The 18854-nt window shown below is 64.6% G+C and carries 20 protein-coding genes; 2 read left to right on the top strand and 18 right to left on the bottom strand.

The window, feature by feature from the left end:
- Nucleotides 1–234: 234 nt before the first annotated feature.
- The 18 genes from CAK95_RS19525 to CAK95_RS19435 all read right to left on the bottom strand — a co-directional run bounded on the left by CAK95_RS19525 (nt 235) and on the right by CAK95_RS19435 (nt 16856).
- The gene (locus CAK95_RS19525; protein WP_086089435.1) at nt 235–570 is read right to left on the bottom strand and encodes a DUF736 domain-containing protein; all 336 of its coding nucleotides are present in this window, start codon (nt 568–570) and stop codon (nt 235–237) included.
- Between the two features lie 45 nt (nt 571–615).
- Nucleotides 616–1161, bottom strand: a complete 546-nt coding sequence (locus tag CAK95_RS19520; protein ID WP_086089434.1) for a S26 family signal peptidase — start codon at nt 1159–1161, stop codon at nt 616–618.
- Nucleotides 1158–1667, bottom strand: coding sequence for a DUF2840 domain-containing protein (locus CAK95_RS19515; RefSeq protein ID WP_086089433.1), 510 nt, complete (start codon nt 1665–1667; stop codon nt 1158–1160). The genes CAK95_RS19520 and CAK95_RS19515 overlap by 4 nt, the downstream gene beginning before the upstream one ends.
- Nucleotides 1664–1918: a ribbon-helix-helix protein gene (locus tag CAK95_RS29320; RefSeq protein WP_120265346.1), complete on the bottom strand. Its 255-nt coding sequence runs from the start codon at nt 1916–1918 to the stop codon at nt 1664–1666. The genes CAK95_RS19515 and CAK95_RS29320 overlap by 4 nt, the downstream gene beginning before the upstream one ends.
- A gap of 238 nt (nt 1919–2156) precedes the next feature.
- Nucleotides 2157–3035: a replication initiator protein A gene (locus CAK95_RS19505; protein WP_086089432.1), complete on the bottom strand. Its 879-nt coding sequence runs from the start codon at nt 3033–3035 to the stop codon at nt 2157–2159.
- An 11-nt stretch (nt 3036–3046) separates the two neighbouring features.
- Nucleotides 3047–3310 carry a helix-turn-helix transcriptional regulator gene (locus CAK95_RS19500; protein WP_245303460.1) on the bottom strand — a complete coding sequence of 88 codons (264 nt, stop codon included), beginning with the start codon at nt 3308–3310 and terminating at the stop codon, nt 3047–3049.
- Nucleotides 3311–3467: 157 nt separating this feature from the next.
- Entirely contained in the window at nt 3468–3968 is a 501-nt protein-coding gene (locus CAK95_RS19495; RefSeq protein ID WP_394017823.1) for a DUF2285 domain-containing protein, read from the bottom strand.
- 22 nt (nt 3969–3990) lie between these two features.
- On the bottom strand, nt 3991–4287 hold the full coding sequence (locus tag CAK95_RS19490; RefSeq protein ID WP_086089429.1) for a transcriptional regulator domain-containing protein: 297 nt from the start codon (nt 4285–4287) through the stop codon (nt 3991–3993).
- A 140-nt stretch (nt 4288–4427) separates the two neighbouring features.
- Nucleotides 4428–4691 carry a DNA -binding domain-containing protein gene (locus CAK95_RS19485; RefSeq protein WP_086089428.1) on the bottom strand — a complete coding sequence of 88 codons (264 nt, stop codon included), beginning with the start codon at nt 4689–4691 and terminating at the stop codon, nt 4428–4430.
- A gap of 164 nt (nt 4692–4855) precedes the next feature.
- A complete protein-coding gene (locus CAK95_RS19480; RefSeq protein ID WP_086089427.1) occupies nt 4856–5068 on the bottom strand; it encodes a helix-turn-helix domain-containing protein in 213 nt (70 codons plus the stop codon).
- A gap of 214 nt (nt 5069–5282) precedes the next feature.
- On the bottom strand, nt 5283–5606 hold the full coding sequence (locus tag CAK95_RS19475) for a DUF736 domain-containing protein (protein ID WP_086089426.1): 324 nt from the start codon (nt 5604–5606) through the stop codon (nt 5283–5285).
- A gap of 190 nt (nt 5607–5796) precedes the next feature.
- On the bottom strand, nt 5797–5973 hold the full coding sequence (locus tag CAK95_RS29315) for a hypothetical protein (RefSeq protein ID WP_157699683.1): 177 nt from the start codon (nt 5971–5973) through the stop codon (nt 5797–5799).
- A 209-nt stretch (nt 5974–6182) separates the two neighbouring features.
- Nucleotides 6183–6626 carry a hypothetical protein gene (locus CAK95_RS19465; protein WP_086089424.1) on the bottom strand — a complete coding sequence of 148 codons (444 nt, stop codon included), beginning with the start codon at nt 6624–6626 and terminating at the stop codon, nt 6183–6185.
- Nucleotides 6627–6803: 177 nt separating this feature from the next.
- On the bottom strand, nt 6804–7739 hold the full coding sequence (locus CAK95_RS19460) for a DUF2493 domain-containing protein (RefSeq protein WP_086089423.1): 936 nt from the start codon (nt 7737–7739) through the stop codon (nt 6804–6806).
- 320 nt (nt 7740–8059) lie between these two features.
- Entirely contained in the window at nt 8060–9109 is a 1050-nt protein-coding gene (locus tag CAK95_RS19450) for a DUF7146 domain-containing protein (RefSeq protein WP_086089421.1), read from the bottom strand.
- A gap of 2 nt (nt 9110–9111) precedes the next feature.
- A complete protein-coding gene (locus tag CAK95_RS19445) occupies nt 9112–13446 on the bottom strand; it encodes a strawberry notch-like NTP hydrolase domain-containing protein (protein ID WP_086089420.1) in 4335 nt (1444 codons plus the stop codon).
- A gap of 231 nt (nt 13447–13677) precedes the next feature.
- Complete coding sequence (locus tag CAK95_RS19440) at nt 13678–15789, bottom strand: ParB/RepB/Spo0J family partition protein (RefSeq protein WP_086089419.1); 2112 nt, start codon at nt 15787–15789, stop codon at nt 13678–13680.
- A 104-nt stretch (nt 15790–15893) separates the two neighbouring features.
- Entirely contained in the window at nt 15894–16856 is a 963-nt protein-coding gene (locus tag CAK95_RS19435) for an ArdC family protein (protein WP_086089418.1), read from the bottom strand.
- Nucleotides 16857–17187: 331 nt separating this feature from the next.
- Here CAK95_RS19435 and CAK95_RS19430 point away from each other — a divergent pair, with 331 nt between their 5' ends.
- Together CAK95_RS19430 and CAK95_RS19425 are read left to right on the top strand one after the other, a co-directional pair.
- Nucleotides 17188–17961, top strand: coding sequence for a hypothetical protein (locus tag CAK95_RS19430; RefSeq protein WP_086089417.1), 774 nt, complete (start codon nt 17188–17190; stop codon nt 17959–17961).
- Between the two features lie 222 nt (nt 17962–18183).
- Entirely contained in the window at nt 18184–18819 is a 636-nt protein-coding gene (locus CAK95_RS19425; RefSeq protein WP_245303459.1) for a hypothetical protein, read from the top strand.
- Nucleotides 18820–18854: the final 35 nt, after the last annotated feature.

The following is an 18854-nucleotide window of genomic DNA, read 5'->3' as shown; positions in this document are numbered from 1 at the left end:
CAAAGCTCCTCCGCCCGCTAAGCAACCGGCCGATGCCAGCGTGCTCGCGGCCGTCAAGGGCAAGGCGCGAGCGCCGGCCTGCGGCCGCCCTTGACCGCCGCTGTGCGCGACGGCCGCGTGAGCCTTGAGCGGGACGGAGGAATGAGTCGCGCTTTTCGCGAACAGAGGAATGACGGCAGTTTCACGCGTGGTGCGCGGATGTCCGACATCCCGGTCACGCATCGGCGACACGGATCAGCTCCGCGTCTCGCGTTTGCTCGGACGCGTCCAGAGCAGATGGAAGGCGGAGCGATCGCTGCCGGACTGGAACAGGTTGGCGCGAACCGGCTGCGGGAAACCAGGATCGTCGATCTGCACGGCGACGTACTCACCGGCCTTCTCGCCGGTGCGCGTCCAGCCCGCGCCGACTTCGGGTCCCTCCTCGTCGCCGGCGTGAATGCGGTAATTCGGGGCGTTCTCGGTGTCTGAATGATCGGCCGGCACGATGGTCAGTTCGATGTCTAGCGAGAGCGTGCGCAGACGTCCGGAGAAGCCGTTTCGGGTGCGGATGAAGTTGCCGATTTGCGCCATGTCATGGTCCCTTCTGTTGGTGAGGTTGAGTCTTTCGGCACGGCGTCAACGTCTGGCGGCGCGCCATTGGAAACGGCCGTCACCGGCCTCGTCGGTCCAGACGGGCAGTACGCGGCCGATGACCGAACCGCGCGGGAACGGACCGAAGTAGCGGCCGTCCACGCTGTCCGGGACATCGAAGTTCATGAGAAACAGTTCGTCATCGCCGATGCGGCGGCAGCCTTGCCAGACCGGCATCTTGCGGCCGGCATTATCGCGTTCGCGGGCGTGGCCGATGGTCGAGCCATAGGCGACGATGTCGAGGCCGTGGCGGCAGACAGTCTGGCCTGGAAGCGCCAGGACGCGCTTCATCATGGGCACACCCATCGGCAGATAACCGCGATCGGCCATGAACTCGGCGATGAGTGGCGGCGCCGCCACCGCAACAAGATCGGTGACGTCGAGATCGTCGGCCGGCTGCACGGTGTAGAGGCCGATCGGCGCGCTGGCGCTGGCGTTCCAGATCAGGTCTATCGGCGGATCGACGAATGCCGACGCGCCGACCGTGACCGTAGACAGCGCTGTTGCGAGCAGCGTGGCGATGCGGGTCATGAGCCGACCTCGCGCCGTTTGAGCCAGGCTTGATGACGTGTGCGCGTGTAATTGCGCGGCGTCTCGTTGACGGACAGTCGGTTGTGGACGTGCTGCCAGTAGTCCGGCGCAACATCGGCCGGATCGATGCCGAGCGCCTCGACGGCGTCAACGGCATGCAGCACACGCTCGACCTTGGGCCAACCGTCCATGCGCAGGAGGATGTCGCCGCCGGGGCGCACAAACGGCAATGTCTGGTAACGCGCGCCGGGAGCGATCGCGCGCACAATGTCGGCACGCGAGAGGATGGTGCCGTAATCGTTGGCTGCCCACCGCACGAAGCAGAAGATGCTTCCAGCAGTGAAACTGAGGACGCGGCGATGGCGGTCCAGGATCTGCTGTCCTGCCGGATGCCCGAAGCGGACGCGGTTCTCAATGCGCTGTTTAAGCCAGGTCAACTCGACCAAGGTGAGACTGCCGTCTGTGTCATGCGCGCGCGAGACATCCGTGATCGTGACGCCCTTCATCGCCGGCCTCCCCTGGCGCGAGGAAAGGTCTTCAGCAGGAGGAGACGCAGCATGTAGGCGACGGTGACGCCGCGCTCGAATGCCGTGATCTTGATGCGGGCGCGCAGGTCAGGCGTGATGTCGATGGTCAGTCTTGCCGAGAAGGCATTGCGCTTGCGCCGAGCCTGGCGCGGAGGCTTTCGTCGTTTGGTCCGGCGCTTGACGTCGACTGGCCAGAACTTGAGTTTGGTTTTGCGCGGTCGCCGGGTCATGGCGTCACCGCGAACTCTGCATTGCTCAGCGAGGCAACGTCGTTGCGAGTGGCTGCACCTAGCAATCCGCAACGGATGCCCGCCGTTAGCAAGAATCCGAAGGATTCTCTGTTAGAGAAGTTAGGCGGGTGATTTCGCAAGCGTGCTTCGCGGGTTAAGCACGATTTGGGTTCCTGATAGGACGGGTTTGCGGTTCCCGATAGGACGGGTGTTCGGGTTCCTGATAGGACGGTTCTTTTCACAGCTTATCCCCATCGTGTTGCGGCCGCGGCGTGCGCAGGCGTGGTGCGGACGGAAATGGATTGGTGACGGGCTGGAAGCTCAGGCACGGCGCGTTTTCGGCGCCGGCGATGCAGGCGAGTTGGTAGCCGGGCAGCGGCTGGCGGCGCACGATGTCGCGCAGCTCGAATGCGAAGCGCTTGTAAGGCGAGAGGCTGCCGGACTTTAGATGAAGGTGCCGGAAGTCGAAGATCCAGCCATGACGCTGGCGTCCGCCATGCTTGCGCACAAGACGGTACAGCCAGCGCTCAAGTCCGCCGGTGAGTGCAAAATATTCGCGGTCGATGGTGAGGACGAGCGCCTCCATCATGACGCCGGCGTAGAACCAGTCCGGCAGGATCAGTTCGATGCCGCGCGGCCGGCCGGCGCTGTCGGCACGCTCCTTCCATTCGTTGATCCAGCTAAAACGATGCCGCCGGCGTTCTGTCGGTTGACGGATCGAGGTGGCGACGGTTGTCGACTGCAGACGATCGAGGCCGGCCTTGAGCCGCTCGTAGTTCTGTGCGGAGTCGCCGCGTCCGATGAAGCTCAGAATCTCATATGGCGTCGCAGCCATCAGCCGTGATGTGCGCAATCCGCGGTCGCGCGCATCGACGATTTGGGACGCGGCCCAGATCAGCACGTCGGCGTCCCAGATTGTCGCCATGCCGTGTTCGTGCGTCGCTTCGACGACAATCGTGACGTCCCCCATGTGGAAGTCGATGGGCCGGACGCGCGGCGTCTTGGCGAGTGAGAAGAACGGCCATGACATGAGGTCTTGCGCGTCGCGCGGCGGCATATCGCCGGGCCTGGCGCGAAAGAGTTCGAGTTGATGATCGTCGTCGATGGAACGTCGCATGCGAACACCCGTCAGCTGCTACGCGACGGCGTGGCTCGCGCCGAGCGAGAGGACGGCTGCGGGCCGGGATCGGACGTGGAGTTGCGGGCGCGCTCGGCGGCCCAGGTCTCGAGGTCATCGATGGCGTAGACGACGCGGCCGCCAAGCTTTCGGAAGATCGGGCCTGTGCCGGTGCAACGATGTTTCTCAAGCGTGCGTCCGGAGAGACCGAGAAACGCCGCGGCATCGTGCGTGCGCAAGAAACGGGGCGTAACGCGAGGAGGAGAAGTGTCCAAGATGAGCCTCCGGGTCATTGGCGGCCGCTGCCGGACAAGGCAACGGATCGGAGGCAAGCGTGACGGAAGATCGGCGTCGTGGGGGAGACCCGCCCCAGGAGGCCTCCTGAAGTGTCCCCTTCGTTTGGCGCCCGAGAGCTCGGCGGGGCGGTCGCGGCTAGCGCCGGCGGAAGCGCCTCGCACGTTTGGCGTCGCCGCGCAGTAGCGCGAGATAGCCGCCGTTTGTCATAAGCGTGGCGCGCGCGATGATGCGGTTGATGCGCTTGCGCAGTGCTGCGTTAGTCCATTCGATGGCGGGGATATCGCGCGCTTGCGGATCGAGAAGGACCGCTGCGATCTCACGACGCGACGCGCCATCCCGAACACCATCGAGCGCGCGGAGTTGGAGCGTGAACCTGCTGCGCTGATGCACCGAGAGCTGCAAGCTGCGCATCAGGGGACCGGACCGCTCGCCGGCCAGGCGTCGCTCGAAACGCTGAATGGCATGCATGCGCGCGGCGCGGTCGTCATCGCGGGGGATGATGAAACTGCTGCCGCGCGCATGATGACCGCCGACGAACCAGACCTGATGATAGCCGTCGGCGTCAGCGAGGAGAAGATGACGGCCATCGCCGGTCGTCACGCTCGCCAGGATCGGCGAGAGATCTTCGAGACGGATGGTTCGCGCCGCGATGAAGGTCTCAGGCGCGGGAGCAATAATAACAGCGGATGGCGAACGTTCTGGTCGCCATATGGAAGGCGAGTTCCAGGCAGCGATGTCCGGGGCATGCGCGAAAACTCAAACCCCAACGTCGTGCGAGCCTGTCCATTCCGGCGGCATGCTCGACGACGCCTGACGCGATCTGATCCTGTGTGACGCGGTAATCTTCGCTGTAGTCGTGATTGCGGCGGAGGAACTCGGCGGCGAATTGCGGGCGATCGAGGCTCATGAGTTTTTCGGCGGTGCTCGCAGATCGCCAGTCGGACGCAGGTGGCATGATTACTACCCTCCCATCGACTGATCCTTGGTACGGATCGCAATCGTTGAGTATTGAGAGGATTGCAACGTCAGCTAGATATTAAGATTGAATGACGCGATAGCGTCGGGTTTGACCTCGGCGTGCGCTGCACGCGAGGGCTATTGCATGCGCGGTTCGAGGAGATTCCGATAGCCTTTATCTCTCATCCAGTGTGCGCGTGCGAGATGACTATCGTGCACGAGCTTGGCGCGCTCCGGATGCTTGTTGGGATCGAGGCCGAAAATGATCGAGACGGCCTCGCGCCAATCCGCGCCTTCGGCCTCGGCATCCAGCAGCCGGATGTAGCTCGCCAGATGTTTCTCGTCATAGGAACTGACGCGATCAAGCTGCGGAGGACAGTCTTCGAAGGGGGTAATGGTCACAGGTTTACTCGTGCGCTCATCCTTATTTACCAGAAATTAGCCAACCGGAATTGATTTCGCGCTGGCATCACGTAGGCGGCATTACGCTATCGCCGAATGATATCGAGCCATGCTCGCCCAGCAGACCGCGTATTTTATAATGCGGACCTGGGTCGCACCCGACCTCACGCTCCGCGCCGGAAGAACTCCACGGGATCCGTTTCAAGGACGTCGGCGAGTTTTTCCAGCATGTCGATCGTTGCCGCATGCTGTTCGCGTTCGAGCATTCCGACATAGTTGCGATTGATGTCTGCACGATCGGCAAGCTCCTCCTGCGACAGACCTTTAGCCTGCCGCAGCCGGCGCAAATTTCTGGCCACGGTCTCGCGCAATCGCATGCGGGAGACGTCGCCGGATCACTAATATACTGCCACCCAGTATACTAGGGATTCGTCGGGCTGGCGAGTTTAATGCACGTGGAATCCGAGCGTCTGGTTGAGCGTCGACGCCCACCCCCCGGGCCGATGTCGGGGCCCGGCGGCCTGAGCGAGGCGTCGCGACGCCATGCCAGAACCCCGCCCGGCGGTCCGGGCGGGGTGTCGGAAGGCTGGCTCAGTCGGCGTTGGCCTTGCGGCCGCGCGACCAGATGAGCGTGTAGCTCTCGCCGTCTTCGTCGTCGAAGAGGTTCGCGTAGATCGGCGCGTTGAAGCTCGGGTCGTCGAGCTTGACCGACAGGTAGTTGCGGCCCTCGGTGGACCGCTTGGCCCAGGCGGCGCCGATCTCGGCGCGGCCGACATAGACGCGGTGGCTCGGGGCGTTCTCGTTGGTGCCGTTGCTCTCCGGGACCATGCGGACGTTCTTTGCCTGGAAGCTGAGCGTGACGATTTCGCCGACGAAGCCCTGCTCGGTCTTGGTGAAGGTGCCGATGTTCGCCATGATAGTTCTCCTTGCTTTCTGTTGCCGAGCCGCGACCATCGCGGTCTCGATGGCGACCGACAGGCCGGAGACGATCGACGCCGCATCCGAAAGGACCGAAGCGCAGCGGAGGATGCCAGGCAGGCAACTTTCTTGTCTCGCGAGGAATGGGCGAAGCCCAGGGGAAGAAAGTTGAATGCCGGCATTGCGGCTAGTCGAGCGAGGCGCAGCCGTTGTCCGGCCAGGTCTGGCCATCGTAGAGACCCGAATGGACGCGCTGCTCGAAACAGGAATAGTGCAAGGAGAAGCCAGCGAACGTCACCACCACGAGACCACGCGCGCGCCGATGCTGAAATCGCTCTGCCCTGCTGCAGGCGACGTCTCGCATTCCCCAAGACACGCGGCGGCAAAGAACGCCCGGCCATCGCAACATCAGTCCGCCGGAGCCCGGCGCGCCGCGGCGACAAGCGATCCGCCGGCCGCACACTCACTGTCACGTCAGGCCTGAAAGCACCCTGCTTCGGCTTTGCTCCGATCAGTACCCTCACTGAGCGACACGGCGCAGCACTCGACTCATCAGGTAGCGGCGTCGCCGGACTACGACAGTGCCGGTCTTCCATGCCCGCTGGAGCCGTCTGGGGGAGATGCCGCAAGCCGCGTCCAGGCCGTCACGCCGATCACGATCGCGCCGATTACGGCGAAGACTTGCCGCCAGAGATCGGACGTCATGGTGAGGCCGGAGAGCCCAAACGTTGCATAATAGCCGGCAAGCGCAGCCGGCACCGCGAACATCAGTGCGACCGCGATCCGCAGAAAGGGCGTGCGGACGATCGAAAAGATCGTCTGGCCGATGACAAGTGTGAAGGCAGCCGCGACTAGGCCAAGAACGATTGCGCCAAACGGGCCTGCGCCTACGCCGTGTGCGTAAGGGCCAGCCGTCATGCCGACGAAGAACGGCAGCGCGTAGATCGCGAGCGTGAACAGCACCCAGCAGAAGAAGCCGAGGCCGATGATGTTGAGGACGATGCCGAGTGCGAGCATGGTGGATCCTCCCGTGACAACAATGACATGGGTTGCGCCTTCCACCACCTCCACGGCGCGGTCGGCAGAATAGCAGAATTCGCGCGAAACGACAGCAATGGATCGGCTCCATCGCCATGTTTCGTCGCGACATGCGTTTCGCGAGCGCGAGAGTCCCTGCGATTGAAGCGGCGGCGCTCACGCGCCGCTCTTTCCGAGTTTCCAGACCGGAATGCCGAACCGGCGCGCCTTGTCGGCTAGGTTTTCCTGGATGCCCGAGCCCGGTGCGACCAGGACGCCGATCGGCAACGCTTCGAGCATCGCGTCGTTGCGCTTGAACGGCGCAGCCTTGGCGTGCTTCGTCCAGTCGGGCTTGAATGCGATCTGCGGCACCTTGCGGTGATCTGCCCAGCGGGCGGCGATGCGTTCGGCGCCCTTCGGCGATCCGCCGTGCAGCAGCACCATGTCGGGGTGCTTGGCGCGGACCTGATCGAGACGATCCCAGATCAGGCGGTGATCGTTGAAGTCGAGCCCGCCCGTGAAGGCGATCTTCGGACCGGCCGGTAGCATCACTTCGGTTTCGGCCCGGCGCTTGGCTGCGATGAAGTCGCGGCTATCGATCATCGCCGCGGTCAAGGTGCGATGGTTGACCATCGATCCGTTGCGCGGATGCCAATGCGATCCGGTGTGGCGCGCGAAGTGCTCCGCGGCCTGATCGCGGAAGAACTCCATCACGTTGCGCCGTTCGACCAGCGTCATGCCCTCGGCCGTGAGGCGCTCCAGTTCGACGGAGCGGATCTCGGAGCCGTCCTGTTCACGCTGGCAGCGCCGCTGCGCCTGCTCGTTGTCGTCGAGCTGGCGCTCGATCCGGCCATTGGCGCGATGGAAGAGGTTGACGGTCGACCACAGAAAGTCTTCGAGGTCCGGTTCGAGGCGAGTGTCGGTCAGGGTTGCCACGAGCGCATCGAAGATGTCGGCGACGGCACCGGCGACATTACGCGCTTCGGGGAGCGGTCTGGGATCGGGCTCGTCCTGGAAGGGGCGATAGCCATGCAGTTGCAGTTCGGTGAGGATGGTGTCGGTGGCGGATGCGGCGTGCGACTCGTAGCCGGTGTCGTCATAGTCGGTCGTCATGAGGTGCTTCCTTCTGTCGGATCGGCCGCGCCCATCGCGGCCTTCATGGCGACACAGGGCGGCGGGCGGACCGGACCTGCACCGCAGCGCGAGGCGCAGCGGCCGGAGCGAAGCGGAGGATGGCGGAGGACGGCTATTTTGCTTCGCGATGCAAAGGCGCGTAGCGCCGGCGGAAAATAGCCGGCCGCAGCCATTGCCGGCCCGGGCCGCTTGCCGCACGGTCGCCCTCGCAAGAAGGCCGTGGCCCGGCCCTCTCCGACGGAAGCGCCTTCACACACCGACACAGCGGCAACGCGCCGGTCACCCGTTCCGGCCACATCTCACAGACGCATGAAGCGTGCGACGTCCTCCGGCACGAGTTGAACCCGCACGGCCATCCGTAGCGCATCGGTGCCGAAGCGGCGCAGATCGGCGTTGAAGTCGTCACCGTGGGGCGACAAGACCACCGCGTCGATTCGTGCCGCGTGGGCACGGTCGAAGAGAATGGCCATCGCGCCGTCGCCTGCCGGATCGTTGTCGCGCACGATATAGAGCCGGCGCAGCGTCGCCGGAAATACAATGGCGGCGAGATGAGCGGCCGAGAGCCCGGCCATCATCGGCATGTCGGGCAGGACGCAGCGAAGCGACAGCATGGTTTCGATGCCTTCGCCCGCGGCCGCAACGTCGCGCACCACACCGAAGCGCACCGCGTTGCCGAGCAGATGGCCCATCGCGCGCCGCGGCGAGTCGATCGGCGCCTTGCCGAGCGTGGTGGGGTCGAAGCCGTTCGGATCGAGCCAGGTCCGGTGCGCGCCGGTGATACGGCCGTCGAGATCGGTAACGGCGGCGATCATCGCCGGCCAGGTCTCGGTCGGCATGTCGCGATCGGGACGATAATAGCAGCGTGGGTGGAAACGGAGATTTCCGGTTTCGGGCAAAGCCGTGATGCCACGATTGCGCAAGTACGTTTCCACGAGTGTGCGCGGAATCGGGTGCGACATGGCAAACAGGCGCCGGGCGGATTCCGGCGATCCGACCGGAGCTGGTGTCAGACGCCGCTTCAACGCGAGTTCATGTTGCGGTCGCGGAAAGCTCAGGAAGCGCCTTGCTTCCGTCTCGATGTCGCGGAAGTCGTCGAGCGCGCAAGTCGCGCCGATGATATCGAGCAGGTCGCCATGCTCGCCGGTCGCGGCGTCGGTCCACTTGCCGGCAGCGCCCTTGCCGGATTCAGGGCCGCTGAGGCGCACGAACATCGAGCGCCCGGGCGTGTTGTTGACGTCGCCGACCATCCAGTAGCGGCCTTCGCGGCGACCACTGGAGAGATAGTGCCGGCACACCGCCTCGGCCTCGCGCGCGAGACGGCGTGCCAGTTCGGCCGCATGTCCCGGCATGATCAGGCCACGCGCTCGGCAACGCGCGCAACCGGATATCGGTCGAGCACTTTGCGCAGGACATCCACACCGGCGGCATCGGTCGGCACGAACATGCGCAGCTTCCACGAGATGATCTCGTGGAACAGGCCGTAGGCCGTGAGCCGCTCGCGCATGGCACCGGCGAACCCGGTCAGTTCGATGCGGTTCGCGCCCATGACGCGGACACGGCGAAGCTGAAGGCCTTCAGCGAGATCGAGGATGGTCTTGCCGTCGAGCAGAGCCGAATGCGCTGCATCGGGCGTCAGCGTCGAGGCGCCGATCGCGGTCGCACTGGCAACCCAGGCCGGTGACACCTTGCGGCCGATGATGCGTTCTCCATCATCGGTCTGGAGCCGATAGACGCGTGTCGATTCATTCGGCAGCCGCTTCCAGATCGGCAGCAGGAGACCGGCGACAATGTGAATCTCGCTGTCGGTGAACGCCGGCACGTCGGCCAGTTCGGCCGACCAGACGCGCGCGAAGCTCTCACGATCCGCCTCACGCCAATGGGTCTGTGGCATGGTCGCAAGCGCGATGACCGGGTGCTCCATGGGCCGGATCAGGCGCACGCGACGTTCGACCTGGCCGTCATCGAGCATGACGCTGCGCGCCGGCGCCTGCACGGCGGCGCGGCCGGATTGCGTGTTGACCAGCAGCAAGGCGCGCGGATCGGAGAGATGCTCCAACGCCTCGTCGAGCGTAACCGGCCGGTTGCGCTGGCGTTGCGTGATCGTCAGCAATCGCGTTTCGGCCGCGGTGTTGGGATGCGTATAGATGGTCTGCCGATCCGTGACGGTGAAGCTCTCGGCCGTCAGCGTCTCCAGGCCAACATCATAGGTGCCGGACGCGATCGCGCCCTCGACCCGTGCGGTCAGCAACTGCTCGAAGGCGACGAACAGGATGTTTTGCAGGTCGATGGTCAGCGCCAGCAGACGGTTGAGGAACGTCGTGATCGGCGGGAGTTCGTCCTTGATGCCGTTCGCGTCGGTCAGCTTCAGTCCCGTGGCATCCTCAAAGGTCTGAAGCGAGCAGCTTTCGACCTTGCCCATGACCAGAAGGAGATAGAGCTGACGCAAGGCGTCGCGCGCATAGTGACTCTCGAGGTTGTCCTCGGGGCGGAACAGGCCCTGCCCGCCGGTCTGGCGCTGCCCCTTGGTGATGGCCCCGAGCGTGTCGAGGCGCCGCGCGATGGTCGAGAGGAAGCGCTTTTCCGCCTTCACGTTGGTGGCGATCGGCCGGAACAGCGGCGGCTGCGCCTGATTGGTGCGATTGGTACGGCCCAGCCCCTGAATCGCCGCGTCGGCCTTCCACCCGGCCTCCAAAAGATAATGTATGCGCAGCCGCCGGTTCCGGACCGACAGTTCGGCGTGATAGCTGCGTCCCGTGCCGCCAGCTTCCGAGAACGCCAGAATACGCTTGACGTCATCCATGAACGCCTGCGTCTCGGCGAGGTTCGCGGAGCCGGCACGGTTCTCGACGACGAGGCGGTCGATCCGGTCCGATCCAGTCTTGCGGATAATGCGGCGCGAGCGGCCCGTGACCTCCGCCACCATGTCCGTGCCGAAGCGCTGCACGATCTGGTCGAGCGCGCCATGCACGGGGGACAATGACGCGAGCTTCTCGATCAAGCGATCCCGGCGTGCGACTGCGTCCCGGCTCTGCACCGGCTGGCCGTCGCGATAGACTGGCCGTGACGACAAGTTTCCTTCGCTGTCCGTGAACGGCTCGTAGAGCTGGGTCGGGAAACTGTGCGCCAGATAATCGAGCACGTATTCCCGCGGGGTGATGTCGACCTGCACGTCGCCCCATTCCTCGGTCGGGATTTCGGCAAGCCGGCGTTCCATCAGCGCCTCGCCGGTCGAGACGATCTGGATCACCGCGGCATGACCCGCCTTCAGGTCACGCTCGACGGACGCGATCAGCGTCGGCGTCTTCATCGCCGTGATGAGATGGTTGAAGAAGCGCTGCTTGGCGCTCTCGAAAGCGGAGCGCGCGGCGGACTTGGCCTGCGCGTTCAGCGTGCCGGTCTCGCCGGTGACGTTCGCCGCGCGCATCGCGGCATCGAGGTTGTTATGAATGATCGAGAAGGCACCCGCATATTCATCGTAGATGCGGATCTGCTCATCGCTCAGACGGTGCTCGACCAGTTCGTACTCGACGCCCTCGTAGGAAAGCGACCGCGCCGCATAGAGGCCGAGCGCCTTGAGATCGCGGGCCAGCACTTCCATCGCGGCGACGCCGCCCGCCTCGATCGCCTCGACGAACTCCGCGCGCGTCGCGAACGGGAAGTCTTCTCCGCCCCAGAGGCCGAGGCGCTGCGCATAGGCGAGATTATGGACCGTGGTCGCGCCCGTCGCCGAGACGTAGAGAACGCGCGCGTTCGGCAAGGCATGTTGCAGGCGCAGTCCGGCCCGGCCCTGCTGCGAGGCTGCGACATCGCCGCGCTCGCCCCTACCGCCGGCGGCGTTCTGCATCGCGTGTGATTCATCAAACACAATCAGGCCGTCGAAGTCCGCGCCGAGCCAGTCGACGATCTGGCGGACGCGCGAAGCCTTTTCGTCGCGCGCATCGGACCGCAGCGTCGCATAGGTCGTGAACAGGATGCCTTCGGCGAGCCGGATCGATGTGCCCTGCCGGAAGCGCGACAGCGGTGTTACCAGCAGCCGCTCCATGCCGAGCGCCGACCAGTCGCGCTGGGCATCCTCAATCAGCTTGTCAGACTTGCTGATCCAAACCGCGCGGCGTCGGCCCTTCAGCCAGTTGTCGATGAGAACGCCCGCGACCTGGCGGCCCTTGCCGGCGCCGGTGCCGTCGCCCAGGAACCAGCCGCGCCGGAAGCGCACCGCATCTTCGGCATCATCCGATGCGGCCGTGACGAGATCGAAGGTCTCGTCGACGCTCCAGGACCCGGCGAGGAAGTCGGAATGGGCCTCGCCGGCATAGACGACGGATTCGAGCTGGGCATCCGAGAGCAACCCGCCTCGGACGAGGTTCGCCGGCAGATGCGGCCGATAGGTCGGAATCGGCGGCGCGACCGACGCCATCGCGGCCGACTGCACGAGCTTCGTCGGATGCGCCGTCGATCCGGGAATACGGATCGACTGCAATCCGTATTCTTCGTAAATCGCATCCGTGAGTTTACGGCTTTCCGTGGGTGCCCACGCGACCTGCTCATAAGCGAGTTCGACGGCCTCCGGATCGGCCGTCGATGTCGTGGACGCGGACGGCCGTGAGACATACGCGCGAACGGTCCGCGGAATGGCCGCGCGCTGAACCGTCGGAGCGATGACGTTGCCCGCGATCGGTAGTCGCGGCGGGACGCGCTCCGTGACCCAGCCGAGCAGCGTCGTCACGTCGGGCGCGACATCGCGATACGGCGGAAACACCGTCGTATCGTCAGCCGGCAGACGGTCGATCACGGTCAGGCGCGTGTCGATTGTGGTGCCGTGCTTCGCATAGACGGCACCGTCGATGGCGGCGGAGAACACGACGCGGCCGCGCTCCTGCAGGTGCACGAAGGCGTCGGTCCACGCGGGGTTGTCGGACGCGAAGCTCGCGCCGGTGATCGCGACCAGGCGTCCGCCTTCGGGCAGTCGCGCAAGCGCGGATGCGATGTGCCGCAAGGCCGCATCGGCCATGCGCCGATCGACATGCGCGACCGCCGAGAACGGCGGATTCATCAGCACGACGCTCGGCACGATCCCGGCATCGAGGTGATCGTCGATCTGCGCAGCGTCGAAGCGCGTCGTGGAGACGCCGGCGAACAACCGCTCGAGAATGCCAGCGCGGGTATCTGCGAGCTCGTTGAGAACGAGCGCTGCGCCCGACAGCTCGGCCAAGATGGCAAGCAGGCCGGTGCCGGCCGACGGCTCCAGCACAATGTCGGCTGGCGTGATCGCGGCAGCGACGCTGGCGGCGAAGCCCAAGGCGATCGGTGTCGAGAACTGCTGAAATGCCTCGCTCTCTTCGGAGCGGCGCGTGTGGGTAGGAAGAAGTCTTGCGAGCTTGGCAAGCATCGGCAGCATAGCCGCGTCCGAGCCGGACCTCGCCCGCATCGCGGGCCCGAACCTGCGCACGAACAGGACGCTCGCCGCCTCGCAGGCGTCGTAAGCCGTCTTCCAATCCCATGCGCCATCGGCGTCGGAAGCGCCGAATGCGGTTTCCAGCGCGGTCCTCAACATCGGCGCGTCGATGCGGCGGCCGTGTTCGAGGTGGGGAAGGAGAAGGCGCGCGGCGACGAAGACTGCGGACGCCGGATCGGCGGCAGGGACAGGGCTGGCCGCGGGGACGGCCGTGGACACTGAACGGCGGGACATGGAGGGAGCCTCGCGAGAGCGGGGACGGATCAGCCGCCCGGACGCTCTCTCGATCCACGGCGGCTCAAATCCGTCCCGGCCCGCCTCTCCCTCTCCTGCGCCAACGCATGAACGGGCCAACTCCAAGAAACAGCGAGTTGATCGTGGGCATCGGTTCGCGCAGGCCGGTCTGACGAACAAATGTCGCTGTTGAAAGGAAGCGGGACGGCCGGAGCCGCCCCGCTCGTGGAGTCATTCAGCCGCAACGGCGTGGGGCTGTTCGTCCTCGCCGGTTTCACCCGCCTCGTCCTCGTCATCGGCGAGGAATTCGGGAAGCGGTTCGCCTGTGGTGTTGGGTTCGCCTGATGCCGCAGCCACCTCGGCAAGGCGCAACGGCTCGGGAAGCCAGCCCATGCCATCGAGCAGCCGCTCTGCCTCCTTCGCCATCTCGTTCTTCTTGAGATGGTCGATGAGTTGCACCGACGCCTCACCCTTTGCCTCGCGCACGGCTTCGAGGATGCGGCTCTTGGTGACGCGACCAAGATAGTTGTCGACTGTCGGGCGCCAGCCTGCTTCCGCCATGTCGAGATTGACGGCACGTGCCAGGCGATCGGCCTGATCGATCCGATGGCGCAGGCCGTGCGCCGACACGCCGGTGCCGCCGTATCGATCAATCTTCTCGAACAAGGCATTCACGCCGAACGACACGCAATGCGCCAGCAGCGCCGAACGGCTGGCGTCGTCGAGCGCGGCGAGCCAATCCCACAGTGCAACTTCGTCGTTCGGCATCTCCGCCGCCCAGGCCTTATTCCTTTCGTCGATGGCTTTCGCCGGCGGGGAGTCCTTCAGGTCGGATGCCTGCGCAGAGAAGTGGACCTGCCGAACTGTTACCTGCAGACAGCCGTTCGGCATCTCACGCTGGAAGGTATCGAGGCAGAGCTTGTGTAGCAGCGCCGTCATCGCGACCTGGGGATTGGTCGCTACGGCGTCACGCAGCGCGAGCGAGCGATGGGCCGTCAACTCCATCACGAGGCGCTCAGGCAACGGCTTGATGCCGTCGTCTTCTTCGTCCTTGGCCTCAGGCTGGCCGCTAACCGTGATGACGGTCCGCCGTACGGATGACGCGTCGGGATCGACAGCGTCCGTGTCAGAAGGGTCGGCATTTGCGTCTGCGCCCTCAACCGGCGCTTCGTCGTCCGGACGCACGAAACCGCGATCGATCAGCAGGCTGCCATCGCTGTCGATGCTAACGAAAACCCCGGCGCGGGTGATGTCGGCCGCATCGAAGATATGCGGCCGATTGTCGAAGGCGGACAGCGCCTTCTCGATCTCGCCGAGGCGGGCGTCGACCTCGTCGGGAATCTCGTCGGCGTCCTGATACTCGGCCTCGAGCTTCGCGTGCTCGGCTTGCAGCGCTTCCACCATCGCCTGCTCCTCGGCCGTGATGTCTGCAGGCGTTCCCTCGAGCTGACGGAAACCGTTGTCATGGCCATAGGGAAAGCTGATTGCGACCTCGATCCATTTCCAACCCTCGGCGGCAATGGTCTCCGCATCCGCCTTCAGCTTTTCGGTGACGAGACGCTCGAGCAGCGGCACGTCCTGCCACCAGCCGCCATCGTCGCGCTCGAACAGGTCGCGCAAAACACCTCCGCCGGCGGCTTCATATGCCGCGACGCCGACGAACTGCGCCCGCTTGTCCGACGCACGCACCGTATCCTCGGTGAGCATGCGCCGGATCTGGTACGGCTCGTCATAGCCAGATTTGCTGACGTTTTCCCAGACCAGCTCCTGTCGCGCGTGATCGCCGGTCACGGAAAAGGCCATGAGTTGTTCGAGCGTCATGCCGTCCTCTGCATAGACCTCGTGCAGTTTCGGCGACACGGATGCCAGGCGCAGGCGCTGCTTGACGATCGCCGCGGTCACGAAATGCCGCGCGGCGATGTCTTCCTCGCTCATGCCGAGAGTGCGCAGGGTCTGGAAGGCGCGAAACTGGTCGAGCGGATGCAGGCCGACGCGCTCATCGTTCTCGGCGATCGAGTCGTCCTCGGCGATACCCCCTTCGCGGACGACGCAGGGAACGAGCTGCGTCTTCGCCAAACGCTTCTGCTTCACCAGCAGTTCGAGGGCGCGGTAGCGGCGACCGCCGGCCGGCACCTCGAACATGCCGGTCTCGTTGCCCTCACCATCAAGGACGGCGCGGACGTTGAGGCTCTGCAGCAAAGTGCGCTGCGCGATACTCTCGGCCAGTTGCTCGACCGACACGCCGGCCTTGACGCGGCGTACGTTCGACTGGCTGAGCACCAGCTTGTTGAATGGGATGTCACGCGAGCGCGACAGAGTGATCTTCTGCACGGCCTTTGCCATGTGAGTTCTCCACGACGGGCGGCCGAAAGCCTCTCTCTCGACCTCCAACCCGTCGCGGGAAAACCCGCTCCCCTCTCCCTCTCTGGCGACCCAACCCACGCCTGTCACGCGGCCTCCTGATCTCCGACGGCGATCTCAGCGAAGGCGCTGGCAAGCGGCTCTGAACGGAAGCCGAGCAGCCAATCAGCCGCTTTGCTTGCCTGCGACGCGGCGCGGACGATCGCGCGATTGTCCTCGCGCAACACGTCGAGCCACGAGCCGATATAGTCGGCATGGCGCACGGTCGGCACGATGCCGAGCGACGCGCAGGAGAACGCCGCGCACAGCTCAGCGATCAGTTCTTCGAAGGCGTATTTCTTCGAGCCGTGCGCGCCGGACAGGTCGCGGTTGAGGCGTGAGCGATGGCCGCTGGCGTGGCCCAATTCATGCAGGGCTGTGCGGTGCCAGTTGATGGGTTCGAAATACGCGGCAGGCGGCGGCACCTGCACGTAGTCCTCCGATGGAATGTAGAAGGCGCGGTTGCCTCCGATACGAAAGTCGATGCCGGTCGACTTGATGAGCGCTTCTACCTCCGGCTCGATCACACCGGGAGGTGGCGGCGGCGCGATGGTTACGATCTCGTCCGGCAGCGCATCACACTGGTCGGTGTTAAACACCGTAAAGCGCTTTAGGAACGGAATCGCCTGCGGTTCTTCCCCGGATTCTGCCGCGCGCTTCTTCTCATCATTGGGAATGAAGCGGTCGGCATAGACGACAGTCGTGCCGCGCTCACCCTTGCGGACATGGCCGCCGAGCGAGAGTGCCTGGCGGAACGTGAGCCAGCTCTGGCCGGTGAAGCCGTGCTCGATCATAGACCCCCAGAGGATCAGGACGTTCACGCCGCTGTATTGCCGCCGAGTGGAAGCGTTTTGCGGCATTGCGAGGGGCGCCTTTGCGGCAGCCGTACCCCAAGGCTGGACCCAGGGTACGCGACCGGCCTCCAATTCGGCGATGATCTTGTCGGTGATTTCGTCATAGAGGCTCGCCCGGTCCTCGCCGGCGCGCGCACGATAAGCATTTCTCGACATCGCGGGTCTCCGCGACGGGCGCCGCGAGCCTCTCCCGCGGCTTCCAACCCGTCACGGCCCACCCGGCCGGCACTCTCACTCTCCTCCTGCGCACCAGCAGCGCACGCGGGCGTCGGTTTCACCGAACGAATCCGCAAGCGCCGCGTCAGGGACGGAAGCCCGGAGGGTGAAGACCCGGCATAGCCGGGGCTTCAGCGACAGCCGACGGCGCGGTCCCGCAGGGAGACGCCCGATCCATCTCGGATAGCGCCTTTGACTGCCACTTTCCGCCGAATGCCCCCAAAAGCATCTATTGTCGGTTCGACCAGGACAGTGACCACGGGCGGGAAACATGGCGGCGGCGTCTGGCGACGATAATGAGTCAATTGAAGAGCATAAGCAGGCGCTGATTCATCCGGCGGCGATGCTTTACGGTGTTCAGAAGATGTTTGGCGATCAGGCCAGAGTGAAGGCCAAGCAGGCTTATGGACGCCTCATCGACGCCCACCTTCTCGTCGCCGGCGTGCTGGGCGCCGGATTGCTGCGCACCAATGGCGTGGTGACACCGATCACTGCCACGTCGGAAGAGCGCAACGCACTCTTCGCTGGATTTGTCATTGGGCTGAACGCCTGCGAGAGCGCCATTGAAGAAGCGCGCTATCTGCAAGCGCACGCGCTGCTGCGACAGGAGATGGAAATCCTGGCGCAGCTAAAGGCGGTCCGCGAAGGTCGGCGCAAACCGAATGGCTCCCCCAATGTGACGGCGCTCGAGAAATCCCTGCGCCGGCTCTATGGCGATCTCACCGCTGCGGCGCATGTGTCGAAGCACGACGTCGTTGAAAGCGTGACTGCCTGGGATGGTCCTATGGAAGATCTTCCTGGGCCCACGGCCATGACCCGTTACTTTCCCGAGACCGATACAGGCCTGGCCCGTCGATCCTTTGCGCTGCACATCACCCTGATGATCCATTTGATCGAGGAATTGAGCCTCGACTACGACGAGCGCCATCCCAATCATGCCTTCACCGACCGCGAGCGCGCAGCGCTCAATCACGCCGTGAAGCTCATGATCGCGGAGGGCCTCGTGGAATCTGACGATCCCGAGCCGCTGAACAACCAAGGCTGACCACCGATGCTGAGATTCAACAACCAATGGCGGTTTGACAGTCCCGGTCCGATCGAGCCCGGCGTCGTCAGCGATTTTCTCAATCTGATCAACCGCATCAGCGGTCAAGGGTCGCGAAAGGCTATCCTCGAACACTTCAAATCGGCTTTCGCCGCCGCAGCCGGCATCCCCTATCATTCGAGCAGCGACGCGAGTTGGGCCGCCAGCGATCTCGATCGGGCGATGGACGAGGCCGCTGCTAACGCACCCTTGTTTATCGACGCCTTTTACTCCGGATGTGAGCAGTTGCAGCAGCGCAATCCCGAAATGGCGCTGCCCGACGCAACGCGCATCAACCGCATCCTGACCGAGCATGGGGCCGGCTATCAGATCGATCTTCCGAATCTCATCGCAACGCGGACTCACATTCCGATCACGGTTCCTGAGCAGGCCCCTTCCCTCGATGCTCAAGCTCGCGCCCTGATCGACACGGCCCTTCAAGCGACGGAGAGAGCTCTCGCCGAAGGCAACGGCCGGCAGGCGGTGCAAGAAGTTCTATGGCTTCTCGAGACGGTCTCGACCGCTTTCCGAAGCGACGAGATTTTCGACGGCTCCATCCAGGGCCGGTATTTCAACAAGATCATAGGCGAACTGAAATCACGTGGTCGTGGCGGCCATCAGGATCAGATCCTGCAATGGATGATGACGCTGCATGGCTATCTGTCCTCGCCGACCGGTGGCGGCGTTCGCCACGGCGTCGATCTGCGCGATGGGCTCGCGCTTCACATCAACGAAGCCCGCCTCTACTGCAACCTGATCCGCAGCTACATCACCTTTCTTATCGGAGAACACGAACGCCTGAGCGGGCGCTCCTCATGACAATGTACATGACCAAGACCTGGGGTTTCAGCGTG

Origin of the sequence: Pseudorhodoplanes sinuspersici, from assembly GCF_002119765.1 — a bacterium.
Taxonomy (GTDB): Bacteria; Pseudomonadota; Alphaproteobacteria; order Rhizobiales; family Xanthobacteraceae; genus Pseudorhodoplanes; species Pseudorhodoplanes sinuspersici.
The sequence above is the reverse complement of the archived record's forward strand: the minus strand, read 5'-3'. Positions and strand labels throughout refer to the sequence as shown.